Source organism: Bifidobacterium jacchi (assembly GCF_009078285.1).
GTDB classification, from domain to species: Bacteria; Actinomycetota; Actinomycetes; order Actinomycetales; family Bifidobacteriaceae; genus Bifidobacterium; species Bifidobacterium jacchi.
Genome location: NZ_RQSP01000014.1, coordinates 25,113 through 38,163 on the forward strand (window position 1 = coordinate 25,113; position 13,051 = coordinate 38,163).

The window sequence follows — 13,051 nt, forward strand, 5'->3', positions numbered from 1 at the left end:
ACCTCAAAGGCAACAGGTAGATATATTACCTGTTCTCTCCGCGGACGCAACTCTCGGCGTGTCGCACGCTGTTGCGCCGGTGCCACACGCTGCAACAAGGCACAAGCGTGTGTGTCTTTCTCCACGGTCTGCACGGCGCAGCCATGTCCCCGGGTCGCGTATCGATCGTGAATCGGTGGCTACATCCGATAATCCGCCCAATATGCCGTACCGCATGGTCGCTATCCGTGATTCACCGTGCACAATGATCACTGAGTGATCGGTCAGTAACCGCTTCCACCACTCAATCGCAGATTGCGACCATTCCGTCATCTGATCGCGCAGAACGTCCATAAGGATCCCGATTGCGATCGGTCACGCACATGCACATATACACAACACCTCACGCTGACTCGATTTGGAGAACCGCCTGAACCGCTGCAACGGCTCCTTCGACATTCGCGTCGCATCCTATCTCGAAACCGAGAGGCTGATTTCGAATGCCACGGCAGTCTATCTCGAAACTGAGAGGCTACAAACGCGCGTGCCGGCCACGCCATCAAGCCGAAAACGGCACGACTGCGGCAAGCTATCAGCCCTCGGCAGCCTCTCAGTTTCGAGATAGACTGCCGTAAACCCCATAATCAGCCTCTCAGTTTCGACATAGCGCCGAGCCGCATCTCGATTTCAGCAATGAGCGCCCCGACCGCCGCGAGTCACCATCAACGTCACCGCCGACGATCGTCCACACGAAGCCAAACCACGCATCCGACCGCCAACAACGAGAACAAGGCACCGACCGGCCCCAGCCAGCGCATGCCCAGCGTGTCGGTCACCAAACCACCGACGGCGGAGCCAACAGCAATGCCGATATTGAACGACATCGAGTTGAGCGACGATGCGAGGTTGATCGAACCCGGATGCGTGGCCGACGCGACGTCCATGTACAGCACCTGCGACGGCGTGTTCTGCACATACATAAGGAAACCCAACGCGATCAGCACCGCGCAGCCGACGATCGGATTGAGCGTGGCGAACGCCAGCGACACCAGCAGAACCGCCTGCGCGAGATAGTACGGCATCACACCGAACATCGGCCGCACGCCACGCCCATGCTCGCCCAGCCGGCCGCTGTACAGATTGCCGGCGAGCGACGCAAACCCATACACGCCCAGAGCCAGCGACACGAAACGTTCCGGTACGCCGATCTCATCTTCGAGAATCGGCGTCAGATAGGTGTAGAACACGTAGCTTGCCGCAGCTCCGAACAGCACGCATGCCACGCCCGCAAGAATGCGACGCTCGGTGAACAGGAAGAACTGCGCAAGAAAGCGGCTGCGCGGCCCATAGTGGTTCTTCGGCAGCACCACGAACATCATGGCGAACAGCAATGCCGACAAGGCGATGATCGTGTAGAACGCCCATCGCCATCCCAGCGCGCGGGCGATCATCGTGCCAAGCGGCACGCCGAACACCGACGCGATCGAAAAGCCGGAAAACACCCACGACACGAACTTCGTGCGGTTCGCCTCGCTGGCCACATCCGAGACGAACGTCATCGCCACCGCGACGGTGGTGCCGGAGACCAGCGCGATCACAATGCGCGCCACGACCAGCACCGCATAATTCGGCGCGATCGCGCACAGCACGTTGCCGACGATGAACACCGCAAACAGCGCAGCAAGCGAGTGGAATCGCTCAAAGCGCGACACCAGAGCGGCCCCGATCGGCGTGGCGGGCGCGTAGGCGAACGCGAACAGCGACACCAGTCCGCCGATTGTCGTCCTCGGCTCATCAAGCGCCACGGCGATATCGGGCAGAATGCCCACAATGATGAACTCGCTCATGCCCAATGCGAAGCTTACGCCGATGAGCGTGATCACGGCCGGCGTGAAGAACCGGTCGGAACCGGAACGTGGGACTTGCGCGGTCGCGTCGGACGCGCCGGTGATGCCGGCGATGCCGGATGCGCCGGCAACCTGCCCGGACGCAGGTTCGGATACGGGCTGCGGCCCAACGGCCTTCGGGGACTTGGATGCAGACGTTGATGTGGACACGGCGATTCGACTTCTCTCACAACACGGACGATCACAGGCGCCACCGCAGAGCCGCCGCGGGAACAGGTCGCGAAGGGTGCGAAGCGACATGCGCGCAGACGGAACGCTTGCATCGAAAGCCGCACCGAAGGCGCATAGCCACCAGTCCGCTCATCTGCGATTCATGCGGCAATAGGATACCTCGCCTTTACGGACAACATCGGCCGCCGCGCAGCGCCGGTGCCGGTGCCGTCTCCACTGCCGCTGCCGCTGCCGGCACCGGACAAGGCGCTCACAGCAGAGCGACGCGACGCGGCAACGAAGCACCTGACGAAGCACCGACAGACCCCGAACCGATTCAAGCCAACGATTCACGCCGACGATTCAAGTCAATGATTCACGCCAATGATTCAAGCCAATGATTCACGCCAATGATTCACGCCGCCGCATCAGGGCGAGAACACGACAATGGCGCACGAGCGGCCAATCAGCCACCCATGCGCCATATCCGCTATCGTCGATGCGCTGCACTGCCAAGCGAACGCTCCTAAGCCCGTCAATGCGCGGCCGCGGAACGCTACAGGGCGATAGAATCCTGCGAAGAGTCGGCGGAATCCTGCGAGTAACCGGACCCGTCGCCATAACTGCTGGACTCGCTGGACTCGCTGGAACCGCTCGAATCCGAAGAGCTGCCGGAGCCGTTCGACTGACCGCTGACGGACCCGTCCGACGAGTTGCTGTCAGAGGAGCCACCCTGCTGACCGTTGCCGCCAAAACCGCCGAAACCGCCGCTCGGAGGCTGACCCATGCCGCCGCCATTGCCGTTGCTGTTGCCCGACTGACCCGACTGCCCGCCGAATTGCATCTGCTGACCGGACCCCGGTCTACCGTCGCGTCCGCTGAATGCCCTGACCGCGAACGCGCCGCCGACGCCGCCGATCAGTCCGCAGACCAGAGCGACAACCGCGATGATCGCCCACGTCTTGCCGCTCAGCGACGCCGGTTTGTCGGCGGACTGAGGCTTGCCCTCCGGCTGGAAGGGCTGAGGCTGATACGGCTGCGGCTGCCCCTCCGGCTGGTAAGGCTCCGACCGGTACGGGCGCGGCTGGCCCGGTTCGTTTGGCTGGGAAAATTGGCCGGTTTGATTGGGTCGAGTGGGCTGGTTCGACTGGTTGAATCGCCTTGGGTACTGCGCTTGACCAAGCTGGCTCTGCCGCTCGGTCTGCTCCTGCTGCCCAACCCGGGTCTGCTGCCCCGACTGGTCCATCCAACTCGACTGCCCGGCACCCAGTCGGTTCGTCTGGCCGGCTTGGCTCGCATGACCGGTTTCCGACTGGCCGATTCCCGCCGCCTGGTCACCCACAGCGGTCTGTGATGCCGCATTGGCAGCAGCAGCGGCCTTGGTGGTGGCAGCATTGGTTGTGCCGTTCGTATTGATGTCGTCGTTCATGATGGTTCCTTTCATCGTTTGCTTAATGAACGTGACTATTGAATATGCTCATTGAATGTGGTTCTTGAATCCGGTTCTTGAATCCGTTCACTGGGTTTGATCAGCAATGGCGGAAACAGCGGCACTCGCGCTGACCGCCTTGCTTTGCACGCCGAGCCGCACGCTAAGCCACGCGCTAAGCCACGCGCGAAGCCTCTACGCCATCGTCCATGCGGTCGACGTGCCGAACTGCTTGTCGAATGCGCTGCGGTCGATCACGTCGGCGGCCAGCTCGGTCTCGCTTCAGGCATCGACGGTGGTGGTGTAGTCGCCGGTGTAGTCATAGCTCATCGTGTTCGCGCCGCCGAACGCGTCGGCGCCACCGGGGCCTGCGCCAATGCCATCGCTTCCTGACGAGATGCCGTTCATCAGCATCGCCCCGCCCGCGCCTGCGGCAAATCCTCCCACCAGAGCGAACGCGGCGGCAAGAGCGACCAGCCGCCCAGTGGCGATGGTGCGCGCGGGCCGCATCGGCACGCTCCGTCCGGCGGCGGCCGCGTTGCTGCGTTCTCGTTGTCGTATGCGGTTCATATGTGCCTCCGTTTCGTTTGGTATGGCTTCATTGAACCGCCCGCTTCCGTTTGTGGGCTGTGCTGCCGCGCAAAGCGCGCTGTCACCTTGCGACGGAGTTCTTGGATGCTTGCTGATTGCTTTCTGAATGCGTCGGCGTGCAGGGTGCGCGCATATCGGGATTGCCCGTCTTGCTTATAGGATGTTGTCGGATAGGATGTTGAGCAGATGACGCAATCGCCGCAATGCGCGCGAAAGGAGCCCTGCAGCATGCCACGACCACGCCGGAACTCAGCCATACCGCCAGCCAAGGAACGCCTTGAGGATGCCTTCTGGACACTGCTCGCCGATCGGCGATACCGGCGCATCACCGTGACCGACGTGGTGCGTCAGGCGGGCGTGAACCGCAACTCCTTCTACTATCATTTCGCCGATCTGGCCGAACTGGCCGATTCGGCGATCATGCACACCGTGCAGAACACGAATCCGCCCACGCCCGACCCGCACGTCGACCCGGATCGCGAATGGCGGCGCAACTGCTCCCGCCTGCTCGGCGACCCCGACCAGCGGCAGCGTCTCGACCGCCTGGCGCTGATCGCCGGCGAGCACAGCGCCCCCGAACTGGTGGATTCGCTTAAGGACTTCGGCCGGCTCACTCTGGTCAGCGTATTGCAGCTCGATCAGGAGGAGATCGATCTGAAGACCGATCTGATGCTTGACTTCACCGTGGGCGGCATGATCTCCGTGCTCAGGCGCTGGCCCGAGCTGCAGACCAGGCTGAGCATCGACGATCTGCTCAACGAGGACGTGGCCGTGCTGGCGATGGGCATCTATCTGTCGATGTCGAAGGAGAACATGCTTGACTACTGGCGTCGCGTGTTCAACGGGCAGATACCCGCCGGCATGGCGCGAACCAGCGGATCTCGAATCGACGGCCTGCGACCCGGCAACGTGACCGGCAACGTGCATACCGGCAACGTGCGCACCGGCAACGTGCGCACCACAGTCATGGGAGGGGGAAATCCGCGATGAACGCGATGGAAGCAACGCTCGCATGGCTGGAGGCCAACGCCGACAAGATCATCTTCCTACTGGTGACGCTCGCGGTCGCGGCGCTCGTCACCAAATCGCTGGGACGGCTCATGCGCAAGGCGCTGGACCGGTCGAACATCCCCAGCGCGTCGATATTCATCAACATCATGCGCGTGATCGTATGGTCGTTCGCGGTCTCGCTCGTACTGCAGCCGGTGTTCGGCATCAATCCGACCACGCTGATGACCGCTCTGGGCGTCGGCGGCATCGCCGTGTCGCTTGGTCTCAAGGACACGGTGGCGAATGTGATCGGCGGATTCGGGCTCATGCTCGGCAAGGTGATCCAGCCCGGCGATCTGGTGGCGATCCAAGGCACCACCGGCACCGTCATCGACATCACCTGGCGTCAGACGATGATCGAGACGCGCTCCGGCGATCGCATGGTGATTCCGAATTCGGTGCTGAACACGGCTTCGCTGACCAAGCTGCTGCCGGCCAACGAGGGGACTGTCGTCGTTCCGTTCACGATCAGAGGCGACGCCGACCCGCAGACCGTCTCCAAGGACATGCTTCGTCGCGTCGGCGAGGCGACCGCCGATATCACGCTGCCCGCCAATCCCCCGCTGGTCAAGATCACCGGATTTTCGCCCTTCGGCACCGAAGGGCAGGTGCTGCTGTTCGCCAGGCACGACGTGCTGCTGTCCACGGTGCGGGACCGTGCGGCAAGGGCGCTTGCCGGAGCCGACTATCTGGTGGTCGACGGCGGTGCGGGCGAATAGCGCCGACTAGCCGAGTAGCCGACTGGCTGTCTAACTGATTACCAGCGGTCACGCGGTGCGGGCAGTGCCACGTGACCGCTAGCTCACAATGATTCAGGCTACGGTGTCGGCCGCGGAGACGGAGGCGTCAGCCGCAGGGTCGATGACGCCATCGATGAGACGGCTGATGAGGTCGGTGTATCCGATGCCGGTCGCCTCCCATGCCTTGGGATACATGGAGATCGGCGTGAATCCCGGCATGGTGTTGATTTCGTTGATCATCACCGTGCCGTCGGGGCACACGAACGTGTCCACGCGCGCCAGACCGGCACCGTCGACCGCCTTGAACGCCTTGACGGCGATCTCACGCACCTGTTCGAGCACGTCGCCGGGCAGATCGGCCGGAACCTCGACATGCGAGGCGCTGGCATCCATGTACTTGCTGTCGAAATCGTAGAACTGGTCCTCATCGTGATGATCGAGCACGATCTCACCGGGCAGGCTCGCCTTCGGCTCGCTGCCGGCCTCGGGGCACAGCACCGCGCATTCGATCTCACGCGCGTCGATGCCCTGCTCGACGAGCACCTTCCAATCATGATGGCTCGCCTCGAGCACGGCGGCGGCCAGTTCGGCGGCATCCCCTGCATGCTCGACCTTGGTGACGCCGAAGCTCGAACCGGCGCGTGACGGCTTGACGAACAGCGGATATGCCAGGCCCGCATCCTCGACGGCGGCAAGCAGCTGGTCCGCGTTCGCCGCGAAACCGCTCGCATGATCAAACGCGCGCGTGTCCAGCGTGATGCCGGGCGCCACCGGAATGCCGGCCGACGACAGCAGCGCCTTGGTGAAATGCTTGTCCATGCATGCGGCGGATGCGAGCACGCCGCAGCCCACGTATGGCACACCCATCATCTCGAACAGTCCCTGAATCGTGCCGTCCTCGCCGAACGGACCGTGCAGCACCGGCAGCACCGCATCAACATGTCCGAGCGAGGCAAGCGTGCCATCGGCGTCGCGAGCGAAGAAGCCATCGCATCCCAATGCCATGTCAAGCACCACGTCACGGCTGCCCGGCGTTCTGGTCACCGTCGGCAACCCGTCGGCCATGTTCCATGACCGCGGATCGACGCCATCGACCAGCCATTCGCCATGCTTGGTGATGCCCACTTCGATCGCCTCGAACCGGTCCGCATCCAACGCGCGCAGCACGCCGGCCGCCGAAATGCAGGAGATCGAATGCTCGTCGGCCTTACCGCCGTACATCACAACAATGCGTTTTTTCGTGGTCATGCTCATCCTATTCCGCAGTTAACGAATGCCTACAATTCCCAATGCCTTGGCGCAATGCGGCAGCCGCACGGCCGCCGCATTCCACCGTCATGCAAATCGATACCATAGCCTACGCGCGCCTCGTTACAGTGCCGCGCCGACCGACTACTCCTCAGTGATCTCGGCGCTGAACAGCTGCTCCAGCATCGCCGCACAGGAAATGCCCTCGCGCAGCACGCGACTCATCGCATAGGCAAGCGGGGTGGGCACGCCGAGATGATCACCGAGCGCGACCACCGCATCCGTGGTGGGCACGCCCTCGGCCACGCCGTTGCTCACCCGCGTCGCCTCCTCGACGCTCAGCCCCTTGCCGAGATTCGCACCGAACGTGTAGTTGCGGCTCAGCGGCGAGCCGCAGGTGGCGACCAGATCGCCGACGCCGGCAAGCCCGGCAAACGTCTTCGGATCGGCGCCTGCCGCCTTGCCGAGCGCGGTGAGCTCCGCCAGACCACGTGTCTCGATCATCGCCGCCGTGTTCTCGCCATAGCCAGCACCGCGAGCCATGCCCACGGCCAGCGCCACCACGTTCTTGAGCGACCCGCACATCTCCAGACCGATCACGTCGGTGGTGACGAACGGCTTGAAATAGTCGGTGGTGCACGCCGCGGCGACCTTCTTCGCATTATCAAGGTTCGCGCAGCCGACCACGGTGGCGGACGGCTGACGCAACGCGATCTCCTTCGACAGATTCGGGCCGGAGATAGCAGCGAAACGCTCGGCCGGCAGCTCAAGCGTCTCACGCACGACCTCATCCATGCGTTTGTTCGTGCCACTCTCGATGCCCTTCATCAGGCTCACCACGATCGCGTCGTCGCCAATGAGCCCCTTGAACTCCTTGAGCGCGACGCGCGCGAACTGCGCGGCAATGGCCACGACGACAATGCGCGCATCGCGAACCGCCTCGGCGCGATCGCCCGTGGCGGTCATCGCATCGGGCAGATGCTCGATGAACGGCAGACGCACCTGATTGCAATGGTGGTCGCGAATGCCTTCGACGATTTCAGGCTCGATGGCCCACATCGTCACCTCGTTGCCGGCATCGGCAAGTACCTGACCGAAAGCGGTGCCCCATGCTCCTGCACCCAGAACGGTGATCTTCATTTACTCTGCTCCTTACCTCAGACCCGCATGGGGCGCTGCATTCCCACCTCGCGGCTGCCGCCGCTCGGCGTCGCCTACAAACAGTCCACTGGACTGTTTGCTTAACGGCTCCGCCCATGCTCCTGCACCCAGAACGGTGATCTTCATTTACTCTGCTCCTTACCTCAGACCCGCATGGGGCGCTGCATCCCCACCTCGCGGCTGCCGCCGCTCAGCGTCGCCTACAAACAGTCCACTGGACTGTTTGCTTAACGGCTCCGCCCATGCTCCAGCACCCAGAACGGTGATCTTCATTTACTCTGCTCCTTACAAACCATTGGATCGCGCGAATCGCCTGATCGCTATTGTCTCACAGGCAGCGGCTTGCGACTCATCGAGCGATAGTCCCAGTAGCCCTCCTGCGGGAACCGCTCGCCGCGAATCTCCTCCAGAAGCTCATTGAGACGAACGAACATGCGCCATTTGAGCGTCTCGACGGCCTGCACGGGCGGCTCGTCACCCCACGAATCCATGTCTTCAAGCAGATCCGCATAGTCAAGCCGCTGATCGTAGCACATGACGACGTTCCTGCGCGGCCACGGCCACCAATGGTTGATCGACGCTGCACCCCACGTGGCGGCGCAGAACAGCGGCACCTGGCGCCCAAGGCGGCGCGAGGATTCGAGCGCGATGTAGGCGGCGCCCTCCTTGATGCTCATCACCCATTTCTTCGGATCGCGGGTCACCGTGCCCTCCGGCCAGACGGTGAGCGGACGACCGGAGGTGAGGATGCCGATCGACGTCTCCTCGATCTGCTTCGCCTTGCCGGAATGTCGCTGCACAGGCTGCATGCCGACCAACTGGAACCACTTGCCGATCAGCGGCCATTTCGCCATCTCAGCCTTGGCCATGTAGCGCGGGCGCCGACCCATATGGAACAGGCTCGCCATCGGCACGAACACGTCGAACATGGTCACATGCGTGGCGGCGGTGATGAACGGACCGGTCTCGGGCACGTTCTCCAGACCCCACGCGCGCGTTTTGCAGCTCGCATGGAAGACCACGTCGACCCCTTTGAGCAGTCGTGCCGTGCCCTTGGGATGCTGCGCGTTGATCTCCTCCACGTTCGGCCTGCCACGGCCGATCGGGTCGTCTCGCATCGGATCGACAAGATGATGCCGCTGCGACAGCCGAGCGACCTGCGCGTCGGAGAGCGGACTTACCGCAGAACGCGGCGACGGTTTTCCTTTGGATGCCATGTGCCCTATTGTGCCGCCAGCCTTGTACCGCCTACTCGTCGTGACGTACCGTGGCGTACCGTGGCGCACCGTGACACCACTGGGATGCCGAACGAGCCGAATCGACCCCAATCAGTCGATGCGGGCGCCAAGCTGGTGCAGCTTGCCGCGGAAGTCGGCATAGCCGCGATCGATCAGCGAAATGCCATGCACATCGGACGGGCCCTGTGCAGCGAGCGCCGCGATCAGGTGCGAGAAGCCGCCGCGCAGATCCGGCACGTCGATATCGCGGCCGGTCAGCGGCGTCGGCCCGAAGATCACCGCCGAATGCTTGTAGTTGCGCTGCTGGAAGCGGCACGGCAGCGAACCGAGGCATTCGCGATACAGCTGGATCGTGGCGCCCATCGCGACCAGCGGCTTGGTGAATCCGAACCGCTTCTCATAGACGGTCTCGTGCACGATCGACAGGCCCTTCGCCTGCGTGAGCGCCACGACCAGCGGCTGCTGCCAGTCGGTCATGAAGCCGGGGTGCACGTCCGTCTCGATCGCGACCGGCTTGAGATCCCCGCCCGGATGCCAGAATCGGATGCCGGCGTCGGTCACGTCGAACTCGCCGCCGACCTTGCGGAATACGTTGAGGAACGTCATCATCTCCGGCTGGGTGGCGCCCTTGACGAAGATGTCTCCATGCGTGGCGAGCGCCGCCGACGCCCAGCTCGCCGCCTCGATGCGGTCGGTCAGCGACGTGTGTGTGAAGCCCTTGAGCTCTTTGACGCCCTCGATACGGAACGTGCGATCGACGTCCACGGAGATGATCGCGCCCATCTTCTGCAGCACGGCGACCAGATCCATGATCTCCGGCTCGATGGCGGCACCAGACAGCTCGGTCTTGCCTTCGGCGAGCACGGCGGCGAGCAGCGTCTGCTCGGTGGCGCCGACGGACGGGTACGGCAGGTGGATCTTCGCGCCGGTCAGTCCGTTCGGCGCGGTGATGTGGATGCCGTCCTGATGCTCCTTGTCGACCTTCGCGCCGAGCTTGCGCAGCGTCTCCAGATGGAAGTCGATCGGCCGGCCGCCGATCGCGCATCCGCCGAGCGCGGGAATGAACGCCTCGCCAAGACGGTGCACCAGCGGGCCGGAGAACAGGATCGGGATGCGCGACGAACCGGACAGCGTGTCCACGTCGGCCACGTCGGCCAGATTGACATGCGTCGCATCGATGGTGACCACGCCGTTGGCGCCATCGACATCAACCTGCACGCCATGCAGACGCAGCAGATCGGACACGACATGCACGTCGCGAATCTCCGGCACGTTCTTGAGCACCGACTTGCCCGGCGCCAGCAGCGCCGCGACCATGGCCTTGCTCACGAAGTTCTTCGCGCCACGGACCTTGATGGTGCCGTTGAGCGGAACACCGCCCTCAACATGCAGGATGTCGTCTTGCGCGTCTGTCACGTCTACCTCTTTCAACCGTTCCTCGCGCCGCGCACGCCGCGGCCGCACTAGCTTCAGTGTGCCACAGCAGTTGTGGCGAGTGGGTGAAATCGGCCCGAAGCCGAACCGCCTTCCCACCCGCACCCCAATCCCACGCCATCATGTGATCTACATCACATAAACGAGGGTCCGCAGCCGTCCACCGCGCGCGCATGCCGCACGATTCGGTACAGTGGATTGCACAACAATACACAGCAACAAAGGAGCTGCTATGACCACCGTCGCCGTCATCGGATGCACCCATGCGGGCACGTTCGCAACCCAGTCCATTCTCGCCGAGCATCCCGATTGGACCGTGCACGTCTTCGAGCGCAACGCCACGCTGTCGTTCCTGTCCTGCGGCATCGCGCTGTGGGTCGGCGACCATGTATCCGATCCGAAGCGCATGTTCTACTCGTCGCCCGAGGCGCTGGCCGAAGCCGGAGCGACCATGCACATGCGCTGCGACGTGACCGCGGTGGATGTGGCCGGCAAGACGCTCACCTGGCGTTCGCTCGACGCGAGCGACGGCGGCGATGGCAGCGATGGCGGCGATGCTGCTGCGGCCGGCGACGGCGGCGAGCATACGCTGCATTTCGACAAGCTGGTCGTCACCACCGGTTCCGCTCCGGTGATTCCGCCGATCGACGGCATCGATTCCAAGCATGTGCTGCTGTGCAAGAACTGGGATCATGCGATGGCGATCAAGGAACGCGCCAAGCTCGCCAAGTCGGCCGTGGTGGTCGGCTCCGGCTACATCGGCGCCGAGCTGGCCGAGCAGTTCTCGCTGGTGGGTGTCGAAACCACGCTGGTGGACGGTCTGGATCGCGCATTGGCGAACAATTTCGACAAGAAGATCACCGATCAGGTCGAGGCCGCATTCCGCGATCATGGCGTCACGCTCGCGTTGGGGCAGAAGGTGGTCGCGTTCCGTGACAATCCCGACGACACGGTGACGGTGGTGACCGAGAAGGGCGAATACACGGCGCAGATGGCGATTCTCGCGGTCGGTTTCCGCCCGAATACCGCTCTGCTCGCCGGTCAGGTGGACATGCTGCCCAACGGCGCGATCATCGTCGACGACTATATGCGCGCGTCCGCCCCCGACGTGTACGCAGCCGGCGATTCGGCGACCGTGTTCTACAATCCGACCGGTAAGCACGACTACATTCCGCTGGCCACGAACGCGGTGCGTCAGGGATTGCTCGTCGGGCGCAACATCGATCAGCCGACTGTCAAGTACATGGGCACGCAGGCCACGTCGGCAGTGCAGCTCTACGATCTGTCGCTGGCGGCCTCGGGTCTGACGCAGGCGGGTGCCGAGCGGCGCGGGCTGACGGTGCATGAGACCTCGCTGACCGACGATTACCGCCCCGACTTTATGCTCACTACCACGCCGGTGACGTCGATCCTCACGTGGGATCCGGTCACGCGCGAAGTCAAGGGCGGCCAGTTCTGCGCCAAGGCCGATGTCTCCGGTGCGGCGAACGTGATCTCGATGGCGGTTCAGGCGCACTTCACGATCGACCAGCTCGCCAACGTGGACTTCCTGTTCCAGCCGAACTTCGACAAGCCGGTCTACTATGTGGGCGCTGTCGCGATGAAGGCGGCTGCCGAAGGCTGATTCGCGCGCTTGCGTGCTTGAGTGCGATGCGCGCTGTCGCACGGCGTGCGATGTGCGATGCGCGACCGTGGCGGCATCTCGCGCTGTCGCACGGCGTGCGGTATATGCCAGCGATCGAAATTCGGGAAAGGAATGGCTCTTTCCCGAATTTCGTTCACTGAGGTCGGCTCAGCGATCGATTTTCGGGAGATTCGCCCATTGCTCCCGAATTTCGTTCACTGAGAAGTCGGCAGCGATCATAATTCGGGAGATCAATGAGGATTTCCCGATTTTTGTTCGCTGAGACCAATAGCCGATGGCGAAGATACGCCGATCATATCCTCGGTTCCCTTGTCGACACCCTTTGCGTCGAATCGTTGCCATGAAACGATCACACAAGCCGACCGCCAGACGGTACCCCCCGTATTGTCACGCGGCGACGAAATCGCCGAAAAACGCGCCGCGTGACAAACTCCGATAGCTCTGCGACAAGCTTACATCTTGCCGCATAATCACAAAAC

At 63.2% G+C, this 13,051-nt stretch carries 11 protein-coding genes; 4 read left to right on the top strand and 7 right to left on the bottom strand.

The genetic code is table 11. The features are described from left to right. Positions 1 to 707: 707 nt before the first annotated feature. Both EHS19_RS05360 and EHS19_RS05365 read right to left on the bottom strand, forming a co-directional pair. The gene (locus EHS19_RS05360; protein ID WP_421745306.1) at positions 708 to 1,931 is read right to left on the bottom strand and encodes an MFS transporter; all 1,224 of its coding nucleotides are present in this window, start codon (positions 1,929 to 1,931) and stop codon (positions 708 to 710) included. 661 nt (positions 1,932 to 2,592) lie between these two features. After that, on the bottom strand, positions 2,593 to 3,465 hold the full coding sequence (locus tag EHS19_RS05365) for a hypothetical protein (protein ID WP_151916757.1): 873 nt from the start codon (positions 3,463 to 3,465) through the stop codon (positions 2,593 to 2,595). Between the two features lie 106 nt (positions 3,466 to 3,571). Here EHS19_RS05365 and EHS19_RS10760 point away from each other — a divergent pair, with 106 nt between their 5' ends. Further along, complete coding sequence (locus tag EHS19_RS10760; RefSeq protein WP_175578323.1) at positions 3,572 to 3,772, top strand: hypothetical protein; 201 nt, start codon at positions 3,572 to 3,574, stop codon at positions 3,770 to 3,772. Here the strand turns inward: EHS19_RS10760 and EHS19_RS10765 are convergent. Further along, complete coding sequence (locus EHS19_RS10765) at positions 3,748 to 4,035, bottom strand: hypothetical protein (RefSeq protein ID WP_175578324.1); 288 nt, start codon at positions 4,033 to 4,035, stop codon at positions 3,748 to 3,750. The genes EHS19_RS10760 and EHS19_RS10765 overlap by 25 nt on opposite strands. Positions 4,036 to 4,284: 249 nt before the next feature. On the opposite strand from EHS19_RS10765, the gene EHS19_RS05370 reads away from it, so the two are divergent. Further along, complete coding sequence (locus EHS19_RS05370; protein ID WP_151916758.1) at positions 4,285 to 5,046, top strand: TetR/AcrR family transcriptional regulator; 762 nt, start codon at positions 4,285 to 4,287, stop codon at positions 5,044 to 5,046. Between the two features lie 5 nt (positions 5,047 to 5,051). Then, positions 5,052 to 5,825 (top strand): mechanosensitive ion channel family protein, encoded by a 774-nt coding sequence (locus EHS19_RS05375; RefSeq protein ID WP_151916773.1) that lies wholly within the window; start codon positions 5,052 to 5,054, stop codon positions 5,823 to 5,825. A gap of 93 nt (positions 5,826 to 5,918) precedes the next feature. Here the strand turns inward: EHS19_RS05375 and EHS19_RS05380 are convergent, their stop codons facing one another. The 4 genes from EHS19_RS05380 to murA all read right to left on the bottom strand — a co-directional run bounded on the left by EHS19_RS05380 (position 5,919) and on the right by murA (position 10,909). Next, complete coding sequence (locus tag EHS19_RS05380) at positions 5,919 to 7,100, bottom strand: D-alanine--D-alanine ligase family protein (protein WP_151916759.1); 1,182 nt, start codon at positions 7,098 to 7,100, stop codon at positions 5,919 to 5,921. A gap of 138 nt (positions 7,101 to 7,238) precedes the next feature. Further along, positions 7,239 to 8,234 (bottom strand): NAD(P)H-dependent glycerol-3-phosphate dehydrogenase, encoded by a 996-nt coding sequence (locus EHS19_RS05385; RefSeq protein ID WP_151916760.1) that lies wholly within the window; start codon positions 8,232 to 8,234, stop codon positions 7,239 to 7,241. A gap of 341 nt (positions 8,235 to 8,575) precedes the next feature. Then, the gene (locus EHS19_RS05390; RefSeq protein ID WP_151916761.1) at positions 8,576 to 9,472 is read right to left on the bottom strand and encodes a lysophospholipid acyltransferase family protein; all 897 of its coding nucleotides are present in this window, start codon (positions 9,470 to 9,472) and stop codon (positions 8,576 to 8,578) included. A gap of 111 nt (positions 9,473 to 9,583) precedes the next feature. Next, positions 9,584 to 10,909 carry a UDP-N-acetylglucosamine 1-carboxyvinyltransferase gene (murA, locus tag EHS19_RS05395; RefSeq protein WP_151916762.1) on the bottom strand — a complete coding sequence of 442 codons (1,326 nt, stop codon included), beginning with the start codon at positions 10,907 to 10,909 and terminating at the stop codon, positions 9,584 to 9,586. A gap of 250 nt (positions 10,910 to 11,159) precedes the next feature. On the opposite strand from murA, the gene EHS19_RS05400 reads away from it, so the two are divergent. Further along, positions 11,160 to 12,551: an NAD(P)/FAD-dependent oxidoreductase gene (locus EHS19_RS05400; RefSeq protein ID WP_151916763.1), complete on the top strand. Its 1,392-nt coding sequence runs from the start codon at positions 11,160 to 11,162 to the stop codon at positions 12,549 to 12,551. Positions 12,552 to 13,051 lie beyond the last annotated feature (500 nt).

Excerpts from the sequence above, each read along its gene's own strand:
- EHS19_RS05365 (WP_151916757.1), bottom strand. The coding sequence starts at position 3,465 with ATGAACGACGACATCAATACGAACGGCACAACCAATGCTGCCACCACC.
- EHS19_RS10760 (WP_175578323.1), top strand. The coding sequence starts at position 3,572 with ATGGCGGAAACAGCGGCACTCGCGCTGACCGCCTTGCTTTGCACGCCG.
- EHS19_RS10765 (WP_175578324.1), bottom strand. The coding sequence starts at position 4,035 with ATGAACCGCATACGACAACGAGAACGCAGCAACGCGGCCGCCGCCGGA.
- EHS19_RS05370 (WP_151916758.1), top strand. The coding sequence starts at position 4,285 with ATGCCACGACCACGCCGGAACTCAGCCATACCGCCAGCCAAGGAACGC.
- EHS19_RS05375 (WP_151916773.1), top strand. The coding sequence starts at position 5,052 with ATGGAAGCAACGCTCGCATGGCTGGAGGCCAACGCCGACAAGATCATC.
- EHS19_RS05380 (WP_151916759.1), bottom strand. The coding sequence starts at position 7,100 with ATGAGCATGACCACGAAAAAACGCATTGTTGTGATGTACGGCGGTAAG.
- EHS19_RS05385 (WP_151916760.1), bottom strand. The coding sequence starts at position 8,234 with ATGAAGATCACCGTTCTGGGTGCAGGAGCATGGGGCACCGCTTTCGGT.
- EHS19_RS05390 (WP_151916761.1), bottom strand. The coding sequence starts at position 9,472 with ATGGCATCCAAAGGAAAACCGTCGCCGCGTTCTGCGGTAAGTCCGCTC.
- EHS19_RS05400 (WP_151916763.1), top strand. The coding sequence starts at position 11,160 with ATGACCACCGTCGCCGTCATCGGATGCACCCATGCGGGCACGTTCGCA.